Below are 24,309 nucleotides of genomic sequence, written 5' to 3' on the forward strand. Positions count from 1 at the left end.
TTTATAATGATATTTGAATTTTATAGCAAATCTCTTAATAAGAGATTTGCTAATTTATATGAAAGTGGTGATGAGATGAAGAAATTATTGAGCATTTTATTGGTTTTAGTTTTTCTTTTTAATTTTACTAGCTGCAAAAAGAAAAGTGGAGAAAATAAAGAAGAAGGAAAAAAGATTAAGGTAGCTATAATGTATCCAGAGGAGCAAATTGGCTCTGTTTACAAGGATATAGTAGATGAATATAAAAAACTTAACAAAGATGTTGAAGTCGAGCTTGTTATGGATTTCTCTGATGAATCTAAGATTAATGATTCTGTTACTAAGGGAAACTATGATATAATAGCTGTAAAAAGAAGTCAGCTAATTGAACTTGCAAAATCTGGGTTGATTGAAGATTTGTCCGATTTTAGTGAAAAAAATGAATTAAATAAAAAATTATATCCTATAAATCTAGCTTATGGTAAATACAATAGTAAAATATATGGAATTGGAGATTTACCATTGACTGTTGAGTGGTTCTACAATAAAGGTATATTTGAAAAATATGGTTTAAAGGAGCCAAAAACATTAAAGGATTTAACTAACATATCTCAAAAGCTTAATTCAAAAGATATAATACCAATTAGCGTTGGAGCTATGGATAGATGGACTCTTGATTTACTTTTTGGTTCGATAAGTTGTCAGACAACTGGAATACAGGAGTTAACAGAAAGTTATGGTGCTGACAAAGACTCTTTTGTTAACATTCCAGGTATAGATGAGGCTTTTAATGTATATGAAAAATTAGTAAAATCATCGATAAAGAAAAATAGCATTGACATTAATTTTATGCAGTCTGTAGATGATTTTGTTAAGGGAAAGGCTGCTATACTGCCTGCATTATCAGCAACTAAGGAAATTATCGATTCTAAAAAATCATCTGGGTTTGATTATGGCGTATTTGAAAGTCCGATTAGTTTTACTAATGTTCCTGTATCAAAGATAAGTGCAAGCGGAGGGCAAATACTTGTTATACCTTCTAAATCTACAAATAAAGAAGAAGCAGAAAAGCTTATGAATTTTATATTTAGTGATGAAGCTCAAAAATTACTAGTTGAAAAAGGCTATATATCTCCAGTAATTTCATCAAATAAAGGAGAAACCTCAATTAGTAAAACAATAATGTCTCATATTGAAATGACGGATGATAATTCAGGAATGCTTATTGATAATTTAAGTCTTAAGATGTCAGATGCCTTAGGTATAGTTTTATCAGATATGATTGAAGGTAGAGTAAAATCAAATGAGGCGTGGAATAGAGTTTTGAAAATAACATTTCAAAAATAAAGAGGAAATCACATGATTTCCTCTTTGCATTTTTCACAATACCCATAGAAGTATACTTTGCTGCTTTTAATTTGATATTTAGTGTGTTCCTGTGCAACTTTATTAACATTTGTAAGGTCGAGAGAATCTATATCTTCAACCTTACCACATGCAAGGCAAATTATATGTGGATGAGCCTCTACAGTAGCATCGAATCTAAAATTATCCTCGCCAACATTAATTTCCTGCACTAAATTAAGTTCAATAAGTGTGTTAAGAGTTTTATACACAGTTGCTAAGCTCATAGTTGGGTAGTGAATTTTCAAAGCGTCATAAATCATTTCAGCAGATGGATGGGATTTAGTCCCTTTTAAGTAGTTGTATATTGCATATCTTTGAGGGGTGAGTTTCAAGTTCTTTTCTTTAAATAGATTTGACAGCTTATCCATAAGCACCATCCTTTTAATATTCTAATTTAAATATAACAGAAAATTATTATTTGTCAAGAATTTTTTTTGGTTTAAATATTACAAAGACTAGGTAAATTAATAGTAATATGGAGATTACAATGGAATTCTTTTTAATAAATTTTTTAAAATATTTAATAGAACGGATGTTAGCAGATAAAATGTCAAGATTATAACACTCATCTTCTATAACAGACAATAGAAAATCACCTGATTTTTTTATTAAATGATTATAACTATTTTTTGTATTGGATGAAGATATTATAACAATATCCTGGTGATACTCAGAATCAACAACAGTTGATGATACATTAAAATTATTTTGATTTAAAAGTTTAATAATATTTTGAGCAAAAGGCATAGCATTTTCAGCATGTCTAACGGTTATATTATCATCGCTGCCGAAAGTGTCTAAAACTAAAACTTCTGAATCTGGTATATCCTTTAGAAAAACTTCTAATGACTTATCATTAATCATATATCCGGATAAAAAAGCAAAAATAATAGTTCTGTCAGGCTTTTTTGCTCTTTGATTTTTAATTGAACTTATTGTTTCAAAAAGCATTGCTGGCGTCAATTGTTGTATTTTTTTATTACTGAATTCAGGGAGTTTGTAGTTGAAGTCATAAAACGAAACTATAACTAATGGTTTATATAATTTATTTTTACCAGGTAGAATTCCATATATATTTTTGTATTCGGCTATTTTTAACGCTTTACCAGATTTTATTTTAATTTTATAACCTTTTTTTGAATATTTAATAAGTTCGTTAAAAATTTCCTGTCGAACAATAACTTTTATCATCCCTATGTTGTTAACAGCAGTGTTTTCATCGAGTAAACCGCTACTGAGCATTAGGTCATTTGAAGCTGCTGGGGAAATAACAGCTTTTATTTTTTTTGAAAGTAAGAAATTGTCAATATCGCTTATGTTACTATAATTATATAAATCTGTTAAGATTATACTTGAATTTATCTCAGCATTTATATCAGATATATATTGAAAGTAATCTGCTGCACTTCCAGGAAAATAACTTCCATTAAAATCTTCATAAAATTCAGTTCCATAATTATATCGTTTAATTAGTTTTCCATAGTCCGTTGTTATTTCTAAAGATGAATTCGATAAGGTTTGTGGTAATTTTTCAACCCAGTCATGAACAAATGAATTATTGTAAGGCTTCAAGTCATAGCTTAAAAGGTGCTTCGATATAAAATCTGAAGTTCTATTCATGAATTCATTATGATTTATACTTGTATTCCAAATTAAACTGAGTTTTTGATTATAATGATTAAAGTTGTAAAGAGAAAAAACATCGTTCTTAAAATTTTCACCAATGTTAGACATCAACAATAAAATGACTAATATAGAGATGAATAAAATATTTGCAAATTTACCATCAAAACCCTTCATTTTATCAGCTCCATATAATAAGGTCAGACTTATATCTGACCTCTATTCTTCTAATTGGAACAGATGTAATCTCGTTTGCTGAACCTTTTCATTTAATTCATCTAAAAGTTCCTTTAATTCTATTATATTTCCGCTCTCCAACAGTCTATTAAATTTATCCTGATAATCTGTCGATTCAGAAATTTTACCAAGTGAATATAATGTAATAATGTCGTCAAGTATATCAGAAATTATACTTGATTTAATTTCAAACATTTTTTGGGCTTCTATTATTTCTTCTTTAATTTCTGACATCTCTTGGTCTAATAGGAATGCAAGTTCGGAAGCACGCCTCAATCTTTCTTTAACCTCATCAGGGATGCTTTGTTTGTATTTATAATTCAAAGAATGTTCCACAGTGGCCCAAAAATTCATTGCCAAAGTTCTTATCTGTATTTCAGCAAGAATTTCAACTTCTCCTTCTGTTGTTTGAACTGGATATTTTATAATAACGTGGTAGCTTCTATATCCACTATCCTTCTTGTTTTTTACATAATCCTTTTCATAGACTATTTTTAAGTCTTTACCATCTCTTTGTCTTATCGTTTGAACAACCTTATAAATATCTTCAACAAACTGGCACATAATACGTATACCAGCTATATCTTCCATCTCTTGAGCAATTTTATTTAGTGGAATGTCTAATTTTTTTGCCTTTTCTAAAATACTCGATATTTCTTTTACTCTTCCAGTTACAAATTCGATTGGAGAATATTCATTCTTACTTCTATACTGCTTTCTTATGCTTTTAAACTTAATTTTTAATTCTTCAACCGCCTGCTCGTAAGGGATTAAGAATTCTTTCCAATCTTTAACAAGCATATCCCCCACGCTCCTTTCCTTTTATATTTTAACAAAAATAAATCAATTTTTAAACTGAAATTTATAATTTTGAAGATATTTTAAAGGAAAAAAAGTATTTATATAGAATTATTATATTATGGAGTGGAGGTGTAGCAATGAACTTAGTAGAATTATATTTTAATACATTAGATCAAGAAATGCTCTTTAAAGTTGCAAATAGGTGGAAGGTGAATATAAAGGGATTTGCAAATATTACTAGGGTTCCTGAAATAATGTTAAGAAAGAACTTAATCCAAAAATTTAATAATAAACCTGATATGTTTAACAAATTATTAGAGGAAGTATACGGAACTAAAATAAAGGAGATGAAAATAGACAGTATTGAAGATTTTCTTTATACTTTTTTATCCTATCCTTTAAAAGATAAGGTTCCAACGCATTTTGCACTTGGTATTTTGATATTTCTTTATCCCGAATTTGCAGAACAAAAGTTAAATATTTTAAATGAGAATATATTAAATAACAGGCATATATTTGATGGTTGTATTGAAGACCTAAAATTAACAAAAGAAAATTCTGCTGAGGTAATTTCAAAATTACTGCAGTTAAAGGAACCGTTTGACTATTTTTCTATGTTTGATGCGGAAATCGAAACGGCACTAAAGACCTTAAAGCTATTTGATAAATATGAAAAGCTAAAATCTGTATTTAAAGATTATGATTTATATGAGTTTGCAAAATATTTCATAGAAAATAGAAATACGTATCCTGATTACGTAATGGTTTTTGCCTATCTTTCTAATATTTCTGATGAAGAATTTGATTCCAATAGAGACTTTTATAATAAACTATATACTGATGCGCACATTTGTCTTGATATTGAAGCTTTTAGACATTTTGAAGAATTGTTTAATGACTTAAGTCAAAAGAATAATAATTTGGAGAGGGAAATAAACAATAAAGAGGAGAGGCTCGTAAGCTTAGAGAAACAATTAAATGAGTTTGAAGAAAAATATATAGTGTATAAAAATGAAATTAACAAGACTGTGGAAAATTTAAAATCACAAGTAGAAGCTAAAATTAAGGAAACTGAGAATTTAACTAATTTAAAAAGAGAGTTCAACTTATCATTTGAAAACACAATTATTACCGGATATGGTTATGATAGAATATTTGACTCCATTGGAAGATGCAATGTTGTTTCATTTGAAGAATTGAATAATTTAAACTATCTTGAAGGATATAAGGGGCTTGTAATTATTCATAAGAATTCAATCGTTACCACAAAAGATTTATTATTGTTAGAAAAAAAACTAAAGGGAAATAATATAAAGTTTACTGTGATATTTGGTGTAACGATTGAAGAAATGGTAAGGAATATTATTATAAAAAAATCTAAACTGGGGGTTTAATTATGAAAACAATTAAAAATGAAGATATTAAATCTTTACAGGAATGTTATATTATTGGATATTTAGCTACTGATGAAAAACTATTTCCTTCAATTGGTGAAGAACAAAAAGCAGTAACTTATCTGAAAAAGAATCCTGAATATATATTATTCTATGTAAAACCAATATCTACTTTGCCCAAAAAATTATTTGAAATACCTGGCCCATTTGAGAATAATTTATTTATCGGGTTTGAAAAGGCACTGGAAAATATTCAAATGCCTCCGGATTTCTGGCACGAAAGAGATATTAAGGTTAAGAAAAATAGCATATACGATAAACTGCAAAATAAATTAATTTTGTTCAAACCTTTTATGAAAAAGGATGATAAGTCTAAAAATGAAACTTATTATAGAAATTTAGTAGTTTATGACATTGAGCAGTCAAATATCAGTTTTGAAAAAAGATACGTTCCGTTGCCATCACCAGGTATATCATCCTATGAATTTGAAAAGTCTATTATTCAGCAATTGCCTATAGAGCTTCCTCTATATAATAACGAATTTGAAAATCCTGAAATAATTATTTGCGATGATTATATTTATGGCAATTTAAACTGGATAACTTCAAGGGGAAAGAGGATTTTAAGCAGTATCGGCGAGATAAAAAAGATAAAAATAGACGAAAGTTTTTATGAACACATAGCATATAAAGTAAGCGATGAACTAATGTTCATAGATGAAGAATATTTAGAGTCAATAAAAATTAATATAAACGAAAGAGGAAGTAGTATCTTTCAAAAGGAGTTTATTGAAATTTATAAGGATGCCTTTAAGAGTGAATGGCAATTTTTACAGAGCTTTAAGCAATATGTTTTGCAGGAAGGACTCTGTTATAAAGACATAGATTTGTATAATTTCCATGTTTGTGTAAAAACAAATCCATTGACAATAATTAGTGGTATGGCAGGAACGGGAAAGACAAGACTTGCTGTAGCATATGCAAAGGCTCTTGGGCTTGACGAGGAACATTATACAGTTATTCCAATAAGTCCTGCCTATACAGAGCCGGCAGACATAATAGGCTATCTCAATACATCTAAAGAAGAGTTTATTCCATCTGAAACGGGAATAGCAGACATTCTAAAGAGGGCGATGGACAAACAGGATGAACTTTTTATGATTATATTCGATGAAATGAATTTAAGCCAGGTTGAATACTGGTTTAGTCCTTTTATATCATTGCTAGAAATGGATGAAGACGAGAGAAAATTGACTTTATACAATAAAAATTCAAACTGCAAAAATAGCGATAAATATCCTCCGAATATAATGGTTAAAGATAATGTTATATTTGTTGGAACTGTGAACATAGATGAAACTACAAAGGATTTCTCAGATAGATTGTTAGATAGAGCAAATGTTTTAACATTGCAGAATGTTCCATTTATAGAAATGAAGGACATGTTCAAAAATAGAAAAAAGATAGAATTTAATAATTTCGGACAAAGTAAATTCCTCAAGGCTTGGAGAAGGGACGTTGAAATACCTATAGATGTATATAAAGAAAACGAATTAAAATTTTTTGATAAACTCCACCAAATAATTAATTCAGTAGATAAGCAAAAAGGTGTTTCTTACAGAACGCTTCAACATATTGCTCTGTATATATTAAATATACCCGAAAATGAAAAGGGAGAAATGTTAATTGATAGAGGTAGGGCTATCGATATAGCTATAAAACAAAGGATATTAACTAAAATAAAAGGGCATCAGGAACAATATGGAAATTTGATAGGAGTTTGCGAGAACAACGAGGTAAAGGATAGTCTGCTGTATGAATTGTTTACAGATGACATTGCAAGAAAGATATCCGACTTCAAACATTCACTGGAAGAAATAAAACGTAAGGCTGAGGAGATGTATTATAATGGCTATGCATCATAATTTTGGTGCTACAGTAGTTTTTACTGTTGACAATTTTAGCAATGATTATAAAATGCCCCTTGATACCTTTTACGATAGTATTACTGAAATAAAAGATAGACTAGTTGAAATAAAGGAATCTTCAAAGGTTCAAGTCAAATTTGAATCGATCTTCGAAAACAGTTATTTGGAAATCAAAAATATATTTTCAAATGAAGGTGAGTTCGTAAGGATTGCACCAGGGGAAACGGTAAAGCTATTTGAATCCGATAACAAATATTCTATATTATTACCAGGGGACCACCTGATAAGAATAAACATTGAAGGAAAATTGCTTTACAATATTTATACCGTTCAACCGAGACATATAAACGATTTACAGCTCCAAAACCTCAGAGAATTTTTAAACAGCCAGATTAGAGGGCTTTCATATAATTTGAATACTTCTACTAAAATAAATAGAACACGTAGGAACACTATTCAAACAAATTATTTGAATATATTTAAAGGATACAAAAAAGAATTCAAAAATTTATTCAAGGCAATGGAAGAGATATTGAAAAATCCTATTACTGAAATTAAAAAGACATATATAAAAGGACAAAATGTAAAAAAACAGGATGCCAAAACCATTAGGTTTTCTGGCAGGAGAAACGGTGGAGAAAGACTTGAGATAAAGAAAATCCCAACTACAAATTCGAGAGAAAATCAAATTATTAAAGCTATTATTTTAGCAATATACAAAGACTTAAGAAGGATTGAGTCTAATTTATACAACCTGAGGGAGCAGTTAAAGGTTGAATACAAAATAAGGGAGAGGGAATTACATGGAAGAAATAAGGACAAACAAAGAACTGTCCCTAATGCGATTTATTTGAATGAGATTAAAGGCAACCTGAAAGAAATAGACGAAAATATAAACGATATAAGAGGAATGTTGAATACACTTTCAAGGCAGCTAAATACGGGGATTTTAGGTGAACTTCAAATAAGTAGCAGAATTGTCCCGTTAAAAAGCATCTTGAAGGAACCTAAATATAATAAAGTATATAATATTTATAGAAATCTTCGTGATTTGCAAAATTATAGCACTCCTAATTTTAAGACATCCGATATATTATATGAATATTTTGTGTTATTAAATATTATAAACTCAATTAAGGATATTGGATTTGAGCTTGCTGATTCTGATTTTAAAAATTTATTTATTCATCATTTTGCGGATAGAATTCCAGAAGGTATTAACGCAATATTTGTCAAGGACAATATTAGAATAGAAATTTGGTATGAAAAGGAACTATTTACTTTATATACTGAAGCTTTGAATGAGGGGGGCGGATTTTATACACATGCATTAAATCGATTGCCTGATATTAGAATCGATGTATTTGTAGATAATAAGCTTTTAAAATCAGCCATCGTAGAGGTTAAGTATAGAAGGTTCAGCTATATTTGGAGCGATACTGAAAATATTGAAACTATGATACAGATTAAGAACTATAAAAATACAATTAAATATATTTCATCATATTTAGAGAAGCCAATAAATCCAATAGAAAAGGTTGTAGTTATCTATCCGGGACAAAACGATATAGACTTATTAGTCGAAAAGGAATTTGGAGACTTTTCATTCCTTCAATTAAAGCCCGGCAACACTTCAAAAGAAATAATAGGTTATGAAGAACTAAAAAAATTAATTTTAGATATTATACATTAAATTGCCCCCCATGAGTTTTACATGGGGGGATTTATTTACATTCTTTCAACTACATCTATTCCGAGCAGTGCCAAACCATTTCTTATAACAATAGTAGTAGCATCGACTAATGCAAGTCTCGCATTTTTCAATGCTTCATCTTCAAGAGATAAAATAGGACTTAAATTGTAGAATTTGTTAAATGCCTTAGCTACGTCCAATATATATCGAGTAACAACAGAGGGCTCATATTTTTCGATTGCACTGTTAATAGCATCATTAAAAGAACCTAATAATTTAATCAATTCAAATTCTTCCGATGTGGTCATTTTACTAAAATCCATATCTGAATAAACATTGCCAGCTTTTCTTAATATGCTTCTTCCTCTTGCATAGGAGTATTGAACATATGGTGCAGTTTCTCCATCAAAATTCAATATATCCTCCCAAGTAAATACTATATCTCTTTCCCTGTTATTTTTAAGATAAGTGAAAACAACTGCCCCCAAACCTACAACCTTAGCAACTTCTTCTTTGTTTTCTAATGCAGCATTCTTTTGCTCGATTAGTTCTTTAGCCCTTAATATAGCCTCATTTAACAATTCCTCAAGGAAAATTACATCTCCCTTTCTTGTAGACAATTTTTTGTCTGCGAATTTAACAAGCCCAAAACCTACATGAACACAATCATCAGCCCAGTCAAATCCCATTAGCTTTAATGTGGTGAATACTTGTTTAAAGTGTAAAGCCTGCGGCGTTCCTACTACATAAACGTTCTTATAAAAATCATATGTTCTTTTTCTATATAAAGCTGCAGCAAGGTCTCTTGTTGCATAAATTGTAGCACCATCAGACTTTTTAATAATACAAGGCGGCATGTTATATTCATCAAGATTTACGACCTGGGCACCACTGCTTTCAGTTAAAAGCCCTTTTTCTTCAAGCATTTCTACAACTTCGTCCATTTTATCATTGTAGAAGCTTTCGCCTGCATAAGAGTCAAATTTAATTTTTAATGTATCGTAAAGTCTATTAAATTCAATAAGGCTTACATCTTTAATTCTTTGCCATAGCTTTACTTCTTCTTCTTTTCCATCTTCTAAATTCTTAAAATGCTGTCTTGCTATATCTTCTAAACTTGGGTCTAATTCGGCTTCGTCATGGAATTTAACGTATATTCTTAATAGTTCCTTTATTGGCTCCTTTTCAAGAGCTTCTTCATCAACCCATCTTTTATAAGCAGCTATCAATTTTCCAAATTGAGTTCCCCAATCACCAAGATGATTGATTCCAACGCAGTTATAGCCTTGAGAAGTAAATATTTTGTATAATGAATTACCAATTGCAGTGGAGTATAAGTGCCCTACATGAAAGGGTTTTGCTATATTTGGAGAAGAAAAATCTATAGTTATTGTTTTACCTGCGCCTATATTTGTGTGACCATATTTTTCTTTTTCGGTTAGTATTTTTTGAAGAATTGATTTATTTGCGTCAGCTTTGTTTACAAAAAAGTTTAAGTAACCACCAGCGGTTTCAACCTTCTCAAATCCGTCTTTATTTATTTTTTCCTTAAGTTCTTCTGCAATTAAATTTGGTGCCTTTCTCATTGTTCTTGCAAGTTGAAAGCAGGGAAAGGCAAAATCACCCATCTCGGGCTTTGGTGGCAGCTCAATTAATTTTTCAATTTGATTTGATTCGATATCGGTTAATTGGCTTAATCTTTCGGCTATTATTCTTTTATATTCCATTCTTATCCCTCCATTCTTCAAAATAAAAAAGCCGTCTCTAAAAAGAGACGGCTATACCCGCGGTACCACTCTTGTTGGCAAAAAGCCCACTCGATTAAATAACCCATAAGGGGCACACCATACTTGCAAAAGCTTTCAGGCTGCATCTTGGGGGCTCTTTTGGCCTAAGTAACCCTACAAGGCTCGCACCAACCCTTGCTCGCTTAAGGGAATCCTTAAGTTACTCCTCCCCGTCATTGATTTTTAATGTTAAATTTTGCTTAATATTATATAATATAATAAAGAATTATTCAATAGGCTAAACCTGCGAATTTGCAATTTTATATATACAATCAGCTGCGTAGTCAACTTCTTCAATTGTATTGAAGTGCCCAAAGCTGAATCTTACAGTTCCCTTTGGGAAAGTTCCAAGAGTTTTATGAGCAAGGGGAGCACAATGAAGTCCAACCCTTGTCATAATACCAAACTGGTTATCAAGCAAAAATGCAGCTTCTGAATTATCTATATTTTTGAAATCAATTGATACCACAGCAGTTTGAAATTCAACATTTTTAGGGCCTAAAACATTAATATTATCTATATTTAATACTTTGTTTAAGAATCTATTTGTTAATTCTTTTTCTTTATTTCTGATTTCCTCTGTTCCTATATTTAGTATGTATTTAATTGCTGCATTCAATCCAAAAATTCCTGGTATATTCAATGTCCCAGATTCGAATTTATCAGGCAAAAAAGAAGGTTGAAATTCAGACTCAGAAAGGCTTCCGGTTCCTCCTTCGATTAATGGTTTAATCTCGTTTGCAAACTCAGTTGAAATCAAAAAACCTCCAATTCCCTGCGGACCTAGTAATCCTTTATGCCCAGTAAAAGCAAGTGCGCTTAAATTTAAGTCATAAAAATCAATGTCAAGAACTCCAGCAGTTTGGGCTGAATCTAAACAAAAGTAAACATTTTTTTCTTTACATATTTGTCCAATTCTTTTTATGTTCTGTATGGTTCCAGTCACATTTGAAGCATGTGACATAATTATTAGCTTTGTATTTGGCCTTATAAATTTTAATATGATTTCTGGATTTAAAAAACCAGTTTCATCGCATTGTAAAACATCAAATTGAACTCCTTCCTTTGAAAGGCTACTAAGCGGTCTTAGAACGGCGTTATGTTCCATCGATGTTATAATCACATGGTCGCCTGACTTTAAAAATCCTTTTAAAATCATGTTTATACTTTGTGTTATATTCATGGTAAAAACTACTTTCATAGGGTCGTCAAATACAAACAATTTAGAAAGTAATTCTCTTGTTTCATAAACTACCGAACCTGCAGTATACGAACTAAAATGCGTTCCTCTTCCAACATTGCCACCAATATGTTCTATATACTCAACCATACTTTTTGCAACCGTAGGAGCTTTGGGAAAAGTAGTAGCTGCGTTATCTAAATAAATTCTGCGCATATAAATCCCTCCAGTATAATTATACAATAAATCAGAAGTATTTGCGACAAAATATGCTTTTAAAATTAATTGAAAAGATATATTATATTAATATATGGATGTGGAGGTGTTGATAATGAAAAAGCCCTACATAGGAATTACCTGCGATTATCTGATTTCAGAGTCTGGAGTTTATGTTGGACAGGAAAGGTTTTTTGTGGCCAAGGACTACATCGATTCGGTTTTGGAGGCTGGAGGAGTTCCAGTTTTGATTCCGATAATAAATAAAGAGTCTGATATTTTGCAGATTATAGACCAATTAGACGGAATTATATTATCTGGAGGACACGATGTAAACCCAATATATTATGGAGAGGAACCGTCTAAATTTGTTGGATTTACATATACCCCAAGGGACCTTTATGAACTTTTTATAGTTAAAGCTGCAATAGAAAAGGATATGCCCATTTTGGGAATTAGCCGTGGACAGCAGATAATGGTCGTAGCGTTCGGCGGAAAGCTGTATCAAGATATAAGTCAGAGAGAAGAAGCTTATCTAAATCACATGCAAAGAGCCAATATTAACGATATAGGTCATTATATCAATATAAAACCAGGAACAAGACTTCACAAAATATTCGATACCGACAGACTTCTTGTTAATAGCTTCCATCACCAGGCAGCAAAAGAAGTGCCAAATAATTTTGTTATAGCAGCAGAATCTTCTGATGGAGTGGTTGAAGCGATTGAACATAAGACTAAACCTATTATGGCTGTTCAATGGCATCCTGAAATGATGACAAAGAAACATCCTGTGATGTTAAGGTTATTTGAGGAATTTGTTAATTGGTGTAAATAAAATAAAGCCCATGAAATTTTTCATGGGCAATTTTTTATAAAAATCAAATCGAAGGGTAGCAAAAAGTTTACAACACATTTTCAAGGACTATATTTTCTGCAAAAGATTTAGCCTTGTTTTCTATATCAGGAACTTCAAGAATACTACCAGGGTCGTTAGCAATTTGCATTTCTGCAAAGTATGGAGGAAGCTTAAAACCTTTATTGATATTAAGTGCTCCAATCAGCTGTTTCGCAACGCTGTCCCCTCCAGAATTTCCAGAAACGATTATCGCATAAATTGACTTATCATAAAACTTAATCTTTCTGTATAAAGCCGTAAGCCTATTAATAACAGCGCTTAAATTTGCGGAAATGGAATCGTTGTAATTTGGACAAATCCAAAGCAGAACATCTGCCTTTTCAACCTCGGGGTAAACTTCCTCTACCATAATTCCACCATAAAAACAGCTTTTTTGTTCGCTGAAATGCTTGCAGGTTTTAAATGAGCACCCTATGCAATCAAGGACTGTTCCATTCTCCACGTGAAGTTCTTTTATATCGCAAGAATTAATATTTTTCATGACCATTTTCCAGAGCATATAGGTATTTGATGTTTGGTGATTGCTGGCATGTAGAGCCAATATTTTTGGTTTATCAAAGTGCTGCTTTTCAAAATATAATAATCTCGAACCCAAATTTCTGCACTGTTCATAGCATATATCTTCTAAAGGTTTATTAATTGTCTTTTGCCAAGTTAAAAAATTCTTAAAACCATCAATTGCTTCAACAAGAGGGTGGCCAATAAATCTACAGCCTAATCTATTGGCTAAAAAGATAATATTTTGAGCAGCAGATTTGGTAAATAGTTCGCTATTGCTGTGAATTATGATTGCAGCAGTCGAATCATATAATGAGTCAAAACCTAAAGATGTAAACTTAGAGAGTATTAAATTGACTTCATGACAAAATCCTGCTTCATCAAGCTCAAGTGCAAAAAGTATCCTTTTATTTTTTAATTTATTTACATTTTTTACACTATCGACAATTGTATATTCAAATCCTTCTAAAACATATTTAATCATGTTTTCGAGAATTTTGCTCCTCAGTGGGGTAGTTATAACCCAACATTCCTTCACAATATCACTTCCAAATCATTATAACTTTTTCTGATTCTTTCCATAAGTTGAGGAGGAATGTCTGACTTTTCAATTTCGATAAATCCTTCTAAATATCTTATTTTACACCCGAAGAAAACACCAGCTAAAAAGGTAGAGCCATAAAACCATTCACCTTTTAACATAGAAATGATAGAAAGCGCTCCACTTGAAAGAGCAGGGGCTATATAGGGTTTATAACCCGTTTTTCTTACATCCAGATTAGCATTTTTCACTTTAGCTGTTAGTCTAACTGACACATTATCATCATAATTTTTAATGCTATTTGCAACTATTATTCCCTGACCATGAGGACCAAATACTCTGCCTTCAATTGAATAATTTTCAGCCCCTTCGATTTCATTTGAGTAAAAGATTGCTCTTGCGTTCATAACTCCAAGGCCAAATCCAATTATTTGACTAGAAGATAACCCTTCAAAATCATAAGAATTATTGTTATCTTTGTTGCTTTCAAGGTAGGCAACTTTACAGAGTAAATCAACCGGGTCGGATACAACTGCAAAAATTCCTTTAAATTTTTTTTGTCTTGCCATTTTGGCATATTGCATTATTATATTAGAGTTTCCTTCAAATTGTAGCATCCTTACATCGCCTTTTTCACCAAGTTCAGGAACTCCTGCGCTCACACAGAATACAAAAACATCACAGTCAAATATTTCATCTATATCGATTGAATTAACTTTTGGATATTCAAAATCTGAAAAAGGAGAATATATTTGATTTATCTCATAAATCCACCTGTCGACTTTTTCTTTATTTCTATCATAAATTCCAATGCTTTGAACAACGTCGGAACCTAATAATCGAAGTCCAATTAGTAGTGTTCCACCAACGTCTCCAAGTCCAATTACATTTATTCTAAATTTTTTGCTCAAATTATATTTTAACAATTTACTCCAATTAGGATAATTAGTATTGATATATACAAGCCTTCTTTGTGCAATCTTATATTTAATGAAATCAATTACATCGTATTGATAATTTGATTCATTCAGCAAATCAATATTTTCTTCAGATGAAAAAAGTTCACTTATTGAATTCACAATAAAACATTCCCTTGATTTTAATAGGGGCAGTTTTCCAAGAAAATAAACTTTATCAGCTGTTATTAACTCGCTTACGTCTACCTTTGTAAAATCATATTCATAAAACGAGAATAAAAAATTATCGTTGTATTTATAGCAAAACATATTATCACCTAACTTCTGTTAATTATGTCTTCAATTCTATTTAGGCTTTCTATATCATTTTCGAGGTAATAGGAAGGAGAAAGGCTTAAATCCAATAAAACATCTTTGCCGTGGTCCGGATATCTCGGAGCAATAAAAACATCACCAAGATTAGAAAGCGTCAGATTTCTTTCTCTTAATATCTGATACTCGTGCTCTATTACCTTTAAAATATCTAAAGCATTTTCCAAACATGTCTTTGATAATGTAAAGATTGATTTTTTGGACGCCCCTTTAATAAAGGTTGGTGAAGCGTAGGGTAGAATTAAATTAATGGAAGGGATTAGGTTGCGTTTTGGATATTCCCCTCTCCATAATGTGTCTCCACCAATATATGGGTATAATAGATTTTCGTTGAACCAGTGCCTTAATTTAGGTATGAAATAGACGCTATCGACATCTCTATTTTGAACGTCCATTATTTCTTTGCCACGCCCTGATAAAATACCGACAATTATCTTATGAACTTTTATATCTTCTCTTTTTAATAGAGGGTCCAGAGCCTTAATTCTATATCCCTTGTGAAGAACATCGTCTATTAGTATCATTGGACGGTTAAAAGATTTAATCATTCTAATCTGATTTTCAATATCAAGGTAATATGGGAACGCCTTTATTTCAAATCTTTTCATATCAGGTTCAAAAAATTTTTCAGTGTGCAGTGATTTTGTAACTGTATTAGGAACTATATATCTGTTTAAAAAATTTCCATATGGGACGCACATAAAAGGTCCAAGATTTCTAGGTGTTTCTGGAATTGTTGAGACACCATTTTCATTGCATATCTTTCTAACAAGTGACTCATGAACTATGTTCATGTCAATTGGAAGGACTAAATGTCCAGGATAAAGTTCTGATAATGCCTTTAATAATTTTTTTCTGGATTTTTTAATTATCCTTAATATATTTTTATTGCTTCTGAAGGGTTCCTTAATAACGTTTTCTATATCTAAACTTAACGTTATTGGTGAATTCATATTGACAACCATTGCATTGCTGTTTGAATGTGGTATATTTAAAAATCCATATAGCTTTAATGTCTCTTGAATATCATCATCAGGGAGGCTTAGCTGATTTTTATATATTGCATAATCGTAGTCCTTAGCTATACAGAAGGATAAAGTTTCGGTTATCAGTATTTGTAAAATATTATCATAGCTTGACATATTGTTTATTATGAAGGCATCAAGCATAATCATTCTTCCAACGGCATTTTCTCTTATATATTCAGTTGCTTCTGAATCCAAAAGTTCAAAGTATAAGGAAGAACTTCTTAACCAGTGAAAAGCAGATACCCCGATTATTTCATTTTTTACAACATCCCTTAATACGATAAATCTTGAATTATATTTTTTGGCTATTTGAATCAAGTTTTGCTTTAATAATATTTTATTTTCACCTATAATATCGATTATCATATCAAAAAATGCTTCATCATATTCTTCATATACATCAATATCAAGTGAAATAGTTTTAATGATTGATTTATATTGAGGTTCCCTTCTGTAAAAACCATTCTCATAAATATATTTCTCTGCCAATGGATCCACGAGTGCAGAAATATCCTTGTTTTGGTCTATATAGTCTCTTATTTGCGTTGAGCTTATATCTTCATACTGTGGAGATAGTGAAAGCCTGATTATATCCTTTTTAAATTTGCCAAGTATTTCTGATATATTTTGGACATCATTCAAATTATGCAGGTTAGCTTTTCTTTCAAAAACAATATGTGAAAAATCAAATATCGTCAAATCATTGGAAGATGATTTATATGCTGAGGCATTTTGAATCACATCGCTTCCAACTGTTAAATATACTTCTGAATTTGGAAATATTTCATTTAATTTTAATAAATCATTTATATTTGCGATATTAATCGGGACATTTTCTGGGAATAAAAACATGTTTAACTCATCTGCGATAGAAAGATTAATTATTTTTCTTCTTAATAAATTTGGCAAAGTTTGTTTTGACCATGAAAATTCATCTACCTGAAGATAAACCGTGAAACCCAAATCCCTTATGGCCTTTGCAATTTCCTTATGACTTAATGAAAATGGGTCAAAACTTCCTGGGAAAAAAGCAACTTTTTTTTCATTTTCTATATTTATTTCTCCATTTATGATACTATAATCTGATATAAATCTATATATATGATTTAATGAAGATGCATTTGAAAAAAATAGCAACTCATCTTCTTTATCTTCAGGGATAAGGGTAAGTATTTTCTTTGATAACAACTTAAATATTTTATATTTTTCTTCTATCGACATTTTAGCGTTTTCAAATATATTTTTTCCTATAACATTTATGGCAACTCTTTTTATAGCAGGTTCGTAATGAACCAATCCGTTTAACATTACTCCTAATATTTTGGATAATCTTTGCTTATACTTTGAATCTTCCTCAAAAAAGTTTGATTTGTAGGTGTGGTAATTTGCAACAGTTATGGCAACTGTTTTTAGAAGCAGCGAATTTATTTGCACGCCAGCGTTTTTGATTTTATCGACAAAATCGTCAACAACTTCGTCAAGCTCTACAGGTTTTAAAAATAATATTATTTGTCCAAGATATTCCGGTATATATTTTGTGAATTGGTATCCTTCTATTTCTAATGCCCTTAACAACTCGACAACTATATCGTTCCTTTGTTCCATAGAAAGGTGCGGAATAAGTCTAACTAACATCTCACCCGCCTTATTTCTTACGCTCTCATAGGCGCTTACCTTTAATATATTACAATAGTGAATTGCAGTATACAGACCGTGTGTTCTAATATTTTCTAACGAAAAATCAAACAATAATTCAACCTGAAGTTTTTTCAAAATCCAGTTAGTTGCCGTTTTGAGGTTGCTAAGCGATATTTCTGATATTTTTGGTTCGTATTTATTGATATTGAAATCAATATTTTCTCCAAGCTGTTTTAAAGTTTTAAATTTTATATATTCTTCTGCTTCATATTTGCAATGCTTCAAACTTTCATTTAATTCGTCAATCAACTCGTGTTTTAATGGAAAGTATTCATATCTTGTAGAAATATTATAAATAGCATCAAGTGAAGTTAATTCGATAGTTTTATCTCCACTTTTTAGCATGTTAATTAAAAATTTAATTAACTCTGAACTATTCTCGTCGATTGGAATTGTCTTGATAGCCTGAATTAAATAGATTAAAGTGGATTTTTTGTAATCATTTGATTTATAGTATTCACAAATTATTTGTTTTATTGAATTAAGCTGGTTGGTCCTACAACTTTTAAATAAAGACTTTAACATCGAATTAAGATTATATCCAATCCAATTTCTGTGAATTTCAATTAGCCTTTCATCGGGATTTAAAAACAAATCAAGGTATTGTTTAAACAAATCGCTTCCAGTAATATCAGGCTTTTCAATCGTAACATCCTCAGGAACTTCTTTTCTGTAATCTTCATCAAATGTGGCAATTAATGTTCCAATTAGCTGTGCACATTGCTTTCTAATGTCATCCTCGGGATTTATCATTTCATCATACAAAAATTTTAACATTAGAATTTTTTGATGCTGAGTTAAATATTGAGAGTATTCTTCAAAAACCGAAAGATATTCTCTTAAATTATTCTTGTCATTTAAACTACGAGCAGACTCCAACATTAAATTTAATGAGCTTTCATCGCGCAATCTATACATTAAATTGATGTTGTGATAAATAGAGTTATATTTAATATTGTTTATTATTTCTTTTCCCTGTAAAAGCGAGTAAGAAGGTTCTAATTTTATATTTTTATCATTTGATTCGAGGCTAACATTAATCCCAAGGCTAATTAAGTAATCTTCAAAGTCCTTTAATTTGCTATATACTTTTCTATATCTTTTTTCCTTTTTTTCATCCACGTTATCTAGTTTTTCAAGTATTACATCAAATGAATCCTTTAGCTCAAATATATACATCACGTTCTTATCATCAATTTTTTTGTTTTTAACTCTGAAGTCTGCATAAATCAGAACAAGGGATTCTATTGGCAGGTTTTCAAGTTCTAAATCCCATGTGGAATGATTAACTGCTATGTGTCCGATGTAGGGCATTTTGTTTTTCTTAAACCAGATATCCGTATAGTAATAATGAAGGTAAGGCAGCCTTTTAAGTTCAGAAGTTCTGCAACCGAATTTGCCTATATCATGCCCAATTGATGCACCTGAAATTTTAGCAAGGCTTATTGGAAGACCTATTTTTTTGATTTGCCTTGCAATATGCATTGCAACATCGTGAACGCCGCAAATATGGTCTATTGTATTGTGATGGGTAATTTCTCTATGCAGTTTCATAAGTTCGTAAATATACTGATTTCTAAAGGACTTAACAAAATTCTTATACTCATGCTTTAATTCATCTTCAACTTCATCTTCGTTTAAAAAATGAAGTGCATGTTTGCTCTGCCATGTGTCATCTTCGGAGTATTTTTGAATTTCATTCATAATACTATACATTTTTAAGAAAAATTCGCATGTAATATTATATTCTTCCTTTAACCCGATTGTGTTTGCATTTGGAAAGGACTTGTTTAATGTGTATTCATATAAATAAAACAAAAAGTCATCTGGAACTGGTCCAAGTTTGATTAGATATTCGTTGATTGAAGCAAAAAGGTCCCTTGCAGTAAACTTTTTTTCCTGTAAAAGAATATTCAACTTGGTAATAAAAATCTTGTTATTAATCAAACTTTTAATTGTTTTAATCTTTTGATTAAAAATTGGCAACATTTCAAAGGCATTCATTTCATTTGACAAAATATTAAGAATATTTATATTTTCCATAAAATCACCTACATATGCTGAATTTATTAATATTATCTCAAATTCAACTATTTTAATCAAGATTATAATTAATTCAAAATTTGAATGTTATATTTACTAATTTAGGAAAGTGATTTATAATTATTGTGTAATTATTTACAAAGAAATTATTTTTTGTCGTTTCAGATTAAGTCAATTTTGAAAGGAATATGCCATTATGCAAATAAAAAAGAGACTTGGTGAATTTTTGGTCGAAACTGGATTGATAACTCCGGAACAATTGCAAAAAGCTCTTATGCTTCAAAAAAGTAGTGGTAAAAAATTAGGAGAAATACTCGTAGAGCAGGGATTTATTACAGAGGATCAAATTATCGAGGTCCTGGAATTTCAACTTGGCATTCCTCATGTAAAATTAGATAGATTTCCAATCGAACAGGATGCTATTAAACTTGTTTCAGAAAACATAGCTAAAAGGCATACACTTCTACCAATAAAAATTGAACACGATAAATTATATGTTGCCATGGCTGATCCTTTGAACATTTTTGCAATAGAGGACGTCCAAATTTATAGTGGAAAAAATGTTCAACCAGCAATTGCAAAATCTGAGGACATAAAAAAACAAATAGATAAATATTATGGCAAACAGGAAGCTTTAAAGGCAGCTGAAGAATTTAAGAAAGAAAATAAGTTTTTTAGGCTTGATAGAAATAAACAGTCAAAAGAGCAGGATGATTCTGCTTCTGCACCTATAGTAAAGCTTGTAAATTCAGTTTTTGAACAAGCTATAATTCAAAGAGCAAGCGATATACATATCGAACCATTTGAAGAGGAAATAATTATTAAATTCAGAATAGACGGTATTTTATACGAAATTATGAAGACTGAAGTTGAACTTCATGCTCCGCTTGTTGCAAGAATAAAAGTTCTTGGAAATATGGATATTGCTGAAAAAAGAATACCTCAGGATGGTAGAACATCATATAATTATTTTGATAGAGAATATGATATGAGAATATCTACACTTCCAACGGTATATGGTGAAAAAGTTGTAATAAGAATAGCTGATAAAAAGGCTTTTCTTAAGGAGAAGAAGGATTTGGGATTTCTAAAACAGGATTTAGATAGATATGATAAAATTATTTCATCACCGCATGGAATCATTCTTGTTAGCGGTCCTACTGGAAGCGGTAAGTCGACAACGCTATATACAATTTTAAGAGAATTAAATACCGGAACAAAAAATATAATTACAGTAGAGGACCCGGTTGAGAGCACGATAAAGGGTGTTAATCAGGTTGAAATAAATCAAAAGGCTGGATTGACTTTTGCTACAGCTTTAAGGTCAATTTTAAGACAGGACCCTGATATAATAATGATAGGTGAGATCAGAGATAAGGAAACGGCAGAGATTGCTGTAAGAGCAGCAATAACAGGGCATCTGGTTTTATCTACAATACACACCAATGATGCTCCAAGCGCTGTAACAAGACTTGTTGATATGGGCATTGAAAACTTTTTAATAAGCTCTTCACTTGTAGGGGTTATAGCACAAAGACTTGTTAGAAAAATTTGTCCGCACTGTAAGGAAGAATATGTTCCTGATGAAGCTGAAGTTAAGGCATTAGGCTTTGACGCTAGTGAAATAGACAAGCTATATAAAGGTAAGGGCTGTGTTTACTGCGGCAATAAAGGATATATAGGAAGAACTGGAATATATGAAATATTAATTGTCGACAAAAACTTAAGAAACTATATATTAAAAAGTGCCAGCAGCGATGAATTGAAGGATTTGGCGTTACAAAATGGAATGTTAACTTTAAAACAAAGCTGTGCCCAAAAGGTAAAAAAAGGAGAAACAACATTTGAGGAATTTTTAAGGGTTACCTATAGTATGGAATAAAGAGGGATAAAGATGGCTGAGTTTGTTTATGAAGCGATAAATAAGAATGGGAAAAAGGTAAAGGGGAACGTTGTAGCACCTGATGTTCAATCAGCATTACGACAACTGAAGGAAAAGGAACTATATATAGTAAGCATCGATGAAAAAAGTCTTTTGCAAAAAGATGTTCAGATAAATTTATTTAAAAAAGTATCTTCAAAGGATTTATCTTTGTTTTGCAGGCAAATAGCAACTTTGCTGCAAGCAGGTTTAAACATATTAACCTGCCTTAATGTTGCAAGAAAACAAATGACAAACAAGACACTTGCAAAAGCAATAAATACACTCTATGAAGATGTAGAAAAGGGTGTTACTCTTTCGGATTCGATGAGGAATTTTAACAATGTATTTCCCACCATATTGATTAATATGGTGGAGGCTGGAGAAGTCAGCGGTTCCTTGGATAATTCATTTGAAAAGATGGCAATTCATTTTGAAAAGGAAATGAAGCTAAAGCAGAAGGTGACAAATGCTTTGATGTATCCAGCGATTGTCCTTGTTGTATCCTTTATAGTTTTAATTCTTCTGTTGATTTTTGTAATTCCAACATTTGTTGGGCTTTTTAATGACTTAGGGGTAGAACTACCGCCAACTACAAGGTTTATACTGTCAACAAGTTCTTTCTTAAAAAATAATTATATGTTATTAATTGCTTTAATTATATTGTTTACAATTTTAATTAATTATTATAAAAAAACCCCGACAGGAAGCATATTATTTTCAAAGACAAGGTTAAAAGTCCCTGTTGCAGGAAATATAACTCTTAATGCTTCTATTGCGAGGTTTTCAAGGACTCTTTCCACGTTGATAAATGCAGGCGTTCCATTAGTATCTGCAATAGACACTACAAAAAAACTTTTAGGAAACGTCTATATAGAAGAGCAGTTTGAAAGAGTTGCTGAAAGGGTAAAAGGAGGTGAAGGGTTAAGTAGACCGATTGAAGATTTAGGCATTTTCCCAACTCTTGTTCCAATAATGATTGAAACTGGGGAAGAGAGTGGAACTCTAGAGGAAATGCTCTCTAAACTTGCAGATTATTATGAAAATGAAGTAGAAAATTCTGTATCAAGATTAACAGCAATATTTGAACCAGTAATGATTGTATTTTTAGCGCTTATTGTAGGCTTTATGCTTGCTTCAATCATATTGCCTATGTTTAAACTCTATGGAAACATGAATTTAGGATAGGGGGTTTTATAAATGGAAAAGAGAAATAAGAAGAAAGGTTTTACGTTGATTGAAATGGTTGTTGTAATGGCAATAATAGCTATTTTAGCTGCAGTTGCAGTTCCACAGGCGATGAAACAAATAAACAATGCTAAGAAGACGGCAGATATTGCAGCAGCAAAGGAAATAGCTTCTGCACTGATGCAAGGAATGGCAGAAGGAAATACATTAACTACAAATACTACTTCTAATTTACCAACATGGATTACTAACTACACAAGCTATGATCAAAATTCAAAAACAAAGAAAGAAGGAGAAGTTTTTCAATACAATTATAATGGAACTGAGTTAAAGATATTTTCTAATAATAAGGAACTATATCCTGATTCATCCAAATATTAATGATGATTCAACCAGAGGCCCAGCCTCTGGTCTAATTAAACATATGGATGTGATATTATGAAAAAAGGGTTTACGCTTGTTGAAATTATAATCGTCCTTGCAATACTGGGAATATTGATTGCGATTACAAATATAAATTTCGTAAGATTGAGTCAGAAGTCAAAATTAGATAGTGCTGCTAACGATATAGCTGCAATGGTTAAAGAAGTCTATGAGAAGAGCAATAACGAGATGGATTATACTAAATGGAAAATAGAAATAAAAAGAGGTAGTTCAAATTATAATATATCGATAATAAACAATGGACAAGTTGTTAGAAGTATTGAATTACAAAATGCAATCATGGAATTTAACGATGGAAATGTAAATTTGTCTGTTGATACGGTGAATTTGATTAATTTTGCTTCAAATGGAAACATTGTCTTTAAAAATAACGCACTTAATAATGAATTTATCAATTTCAATATAAAATTAACAAACAGTAGTAATTCTGAAATTTATAAGACAATAGAAATTAAGTCAACTCCACCAGGCTATGTAATAATCAAATAGGGATGA

At 30.9% G+C, this 24,309-nt stretch carries 17 protein-coding genes and 1 other annotated feature; of the genes, 9 read left to right on the top strand and 8 right to left on the bottom strand.

Translation table 11 applies throughout. The annotated features are described in order from the left end of the window. Nucleotides 1–75 precede the first annotated feature (75 nt). The gene (locus ABG79_RS01130) at nt 76–1,326 is read left to right on the top strand and encodes an ABC transporter substrate-binding protein (RefSeq protein ID WP_160318204.1); all 1,251 of its coding nucleotides are present in this window, start codon (nt 76–78) and stop codon (nt 1,324–1,326) included. Between the two features lie 8 nt (nt 1,327–1,334). Here the strand turns inward: ABG79_RS01130 and perR are convergent, their stop codons facing one another. The 3 genes from perR to yjbM are packed head-to-tail and all read right to left on the bottom strand — an operon-like array spanning nt 1,335 to nt 4,047. Further along, nucleotides 1,335–1,754 carry a transcriptional regulator PerR gene (gene perR / locus ABG79_RS01135; RefSeq protein WP_057976241.1) on the bottom strand — a complete coding sequence of 140 codons (420 nt, stop codon included), beginning with the start codon at nt 1,752–1,754 and terminating at the stop codon, nt 1,335–1,337. A 46-nt stretch (nt 1,755–1,800) separates the two neighbouring features. After that, a complete protein-coding gene (locus tag ABG79_RS01140) occupies nt 1,801–3,186 on the bottom strand; it encodes a hypothetical protein (RefSeq protein ID WP_057976244.1) in 1,386 nt (461 codons plus the stop codon). A 42-nt stretch (nt 3,187–3,228) separates the two neighbouring features. Continuing rightward, complete coding sequence (gene yjbM, locus ABG79_RS01145; RefSeq protein WP_057976247.1) at nt 3,229–4,047, bottom strand: GTP diphosphokinase; 819 nt, start codon at nt 4,045–4,047, stop codon at nt 3,229–3,231. Nucleotides 4,048–4,184: 137 nt separating this feature from the next. On the opposite strand from yjbM, the gene ABG79_RS01150 reads away from it, so the two are divergent. Genes ABG79_RS01150 through ABG79_RS01160 form a run of 3 tightly spaced genes read left to right on the top strand, consistent with a single transcriptional unit; the run spans nt 4,185 to nt 9,062 of the window. Next, nucleotides 4,185–5,441: a hypothetical protein gene (locus tag ABG79_RS01150; RefSeq protein WP_057976249.1), complete on the top strand. Its 1,257-nt coding sequence runs from the start codon at nt 4,185–4,187 to the stop codon at nt 5,439–5,441. A gap of 2 nt (nt 5,442–5,443) precedes the next feature. Further along, a complete protein-coding gene (locus tag ABG79_RS01155; protein WP_057976251.1) occupies nt 5,444–7,366 on the top strand; it encodes an McrB family protein in 1,923 nt (640 codons plus the stop codon). Next, on the top strand, nt 7,350–9,062 hold the full coding sequence (locus ABG79_RS01160; protein WP_057976253.1) for a hypothetical protein: 1,713 nt from the start codon (nt 7,350–7,352) through the stop codon (nt 9,060–9,062). The genes ABG79_RS01155 and ABG79_RS01160 overlap by 17 nt, the downstream gene beginning before the upstream one ends. A 35-nt stretch (nt 9,063–9,097) precedes the next feature. Here ABG79_RS01160 and argS read toward each other — a convergent pair whose 3' ends face one another. Continuing rightward, nucleotides 9,098–10,789 carry an arginine--tRNA ligase gene (gene argS, locus ABG79_RS01165; RefSeq protein ID WP_057976255.1) on the bottom strand — a complete coding sequence of 564 codons (1,692 nt, stop codon included), beginning with the start codon at nt 10,787–10,789 and terminating at the stop codon, nt 9,098–9,100. Between the two features lie 40 nt (nt 10,790–10,829). Next, nucleotides 10,830–11,035 (bottom strand) — a binding site (T-box leader). 52 nt (nt 11,036–11,087) lie between these two features. Beyond that, entirely contained in the window at nt 11,088–12,245 is a 1,158-nt protein-coding gene (locus ABG79_RS01170) for an aminotransferase class V-fold PLP-dependent enzyme (RefSeq protein ID WP_057976256.1), read from the bottom strand. A gap of 115 nt (nt 12,246–12,360) precedes the next feature. On the opposite strand from ABG79_RS01170, the gene ABG79_RS01175 reads away from it, so the two are divergent. Next, complete coding sequence (locus ABG79_RS01175) at nt 12,361–13,083, top strand: gamma-glutamyl-gamma-aminobutyrate hydrolase family protein (protein ID WP_057976257.1); 723 nt, start codon at nt 12,361–12,363, stop codon at nt 13,081–13,083. A 67-nt stretch (nt 13,084–13,150) separates the two neighbouring features. Here the strand turns inward: ABG79_RS01175 and ABG79_RS01180 are convergent, their stop codons facing one another. From ABG79_RS01180 to ABG79_RS01190, 3 genes are read right to left on the bottom strand one after another with little or no spacing between them, the layout of a single operon-like run. After that, on the bottom strand, nt 13,151–14,146 hold the full coding sequence (locus ABG79_RS01180; protein ID WP_152978178.1) for a flavodoxin family protein: 996 nt from the start codon (nt 14,144–14,146) through the stop codon (nt 13,151–13,153). Between the two features lie 50 nt (nt 14,147–14,196). Further along, entirely contained in the window at nt 14,197–15,429 is a 1,233-nt protein-coding gene (locus tag ABG79_RS01185; protein ID WP_057976260.1) for a lactate/malate family dehydrogenase, read from the bottom strand. Nucleotides 15,430–15,437: 8 nt separating this feature from the next. After that, on the bottom strand, nt 15,438–20,261 hold the full coding sequence (locus tag ABG79_RS01190) for a nicotinate-nicotinamide nucleotide adenylyltransferase (protein ID WP_057976262.1): 4,824 nt from the start codon (nt 20,259–20,261) through the stop codon (nt 15,438–15,440). 196 nt (nt 20,262–20,457) lie between these two features. On the opposite strand from ABG79_RS01190, the gene ABG79_RS01195 reads away from it, so the two are divergent. The 4 genes from ABG79_RS01195 to ABG79_RS01210 are packed head-to-tail and all read left to right on the top strand — an operon-like array spanning nt 20,458 to nt 24,303. Then, nucleotides 20,458–22,143, top strand: a complete 1,686-nt coding sequence (locus ABG79_RS01195; protein ID WP_057976265.1) for a GspE/PulE family protein — start codon at nt 20,458–20,460, stop codon at nt 22,141–22,143. Nucleotides 22,144–22,155: 12 nt separating this feature from the next. Further along, nucleotides 22,156–23,370: a type II secretion system F family protein gene (locus ABG79_RS01200; RefSeq protein WP_057976267.1), complete on the top strand. Its 1,215-nt coding sequence runs from the start codon at nt 22,156–22,158 to the stop codon at nt 23,368–23,370. 12 nt (nt 23,371–23,382) lie between these two features. Continuing rightward, nucleotides 23,383–23,751, top strand: coding sequence for a type II secretion system protein (locus ABG79_RS01205; RefSeq protein ID WP_057976269.1), 369 nt, complete (start codon nt 23,383–23,385; stop codon nt 23,749–23,751). 57 nt (nt 23,752–23,808) lie between these two features. Then, nucleotides 23,809–24,303, top strand: a complete 495-nt coding sequence (locus tag ABG79_RS01210) for a prepilin-type N-terminal cleavage/methylation domain-containing protein (RefSeq protein WP_057976271.1) — start codon at nt 23,809–23,811, stop codon at nt 24,301–24,303. The last annotated feature ends 6 nt before the right edge of the window (nt 24,304–24,309 follow it).

The organism is Caloramator mitchellensis, from assembly GCF_001440545.1.
Classification (GTDB): domain Bacteria; phylum Bacillota; class Clostridia; order Clostridiales; family Caloramatoraceae; genus Caloramator; species Caloramator mitchellensis.

Bases quoted from the DNA above. Each gene is read 5' to 3' on its own strand.
- ABG79_RS01130 (WP_160318204.1), top strand. From the start codon at position 76: ATGAAGAAATTATTGAGCATTTTATTGGTTTTAGTTTTTCTTTTTAAT.
- perR (WP_057976241.1), bottom strand. From the start codon at position 1,754: ATGGATAAGCTGTCAAATCTATTTAAAGAAAAGAACTTGAAACTCACC.
- ABG79_RS01140 (WP_057976244.1), bottom strand. From the start codon at position 3,186: ATGAAGGGTTTTGATGGTAAATTTGCAAATATTTTATTCATCTCTATA.
- yjbM (WP_057976247.1), bottom strand. From the start codon at position 4,047: ATGCTTGTTAAAGATTGGAAAGAATTCTTAATCCCTTACGAGCAGGCG.
- ABG79_RS01150 (WP_057976249.1), top strand. From the start codon at position 4,185: ATGAACTTAGTAGAATTATATTTTAATACATTAGATCAAGAAATGCTC.
- ABG79_RS01155 (WP_057976251.1), top strand. From the start codon at position 5,444: ATGAAAACAATTAAAAATGAAGATATTAAATCTTTACAGGAATGTTAT.
- ABG79_RS01160 (WP_057976253.1), top strand. From the start codon at position 7,350: ATGGCTATGCATCATAATTTTGGTGCTACAGTAGTTTTTACTGTTGAC.
- argS (WP_057976255.1), bottom strand. From the start codon at position 10,789: ATGGAATATAAAAGAATAATAGCCGAAAGATTAAGCCAATTAACCGAT.
- ABG79_RS01170 (WP_057976256.1), bottom strand. From the start codon at position 12,245: ATGCGCAGAATTTATTTAGATAACGCAGCTACTACTTTTCCCAAAGCT.
- ABG79_RS01175 (WP_057976257.1), top strand. From the start codon at position 12,361: ATGAAAAAGCCCTACATAGGAATTACCTGCGATTATCTGATTTCAGAG.
- ABG79_RS01180 (WP_152978178.1), bottom strand. From the start codon at position 14,146: ATGATTAAATATGTTTTAGAAGGATTTGAATATACAATTGTCGATAGT.
- ABG79_RS01185 (WP_057976260.1), bottom strand. From the start codon at position 15,429: ATGTTTTGCTATAAATACAACGATAATTTTTTATTCTCGTTTTATGAA.
- ABG79_RS01190 (WP_057976262.1), bottom strand. From the start codon at position 20,261: ATGGAAAATATAAATATTCTTAATATTTTGTCAAATGAAATGAATGCC.
- ABG79_RS01195 (WP_057976265.1), top strand. From the start codon at position 20,458: ATGCAAATAAAAAAGAGACTTGGTGAATTTTTGGTCGAAACTGGATTG.
- ABG79_RS01200 (WP_057976267.1), top strand. From the start codon at position 22,156: ATGGCTGAGTTTGTTTATGAAGCGATAAATAAGAATGGGAAAAAGGTA.
- ABG79_RS01205 (WP_057976269.1), top strand. From the start codon at position 23,383: ATGGAAAAGAGAAATAAGAAGAAAGGTTTTACGTTGATTGAAATGGTT.
- ABG79_RS01210 (WP_057976271.1), top strand. From the start codon at position 23,809: ATGAAAAAAGGGTTTACGCTTGTTGAAATTATAATCGTCCTTGCAATA.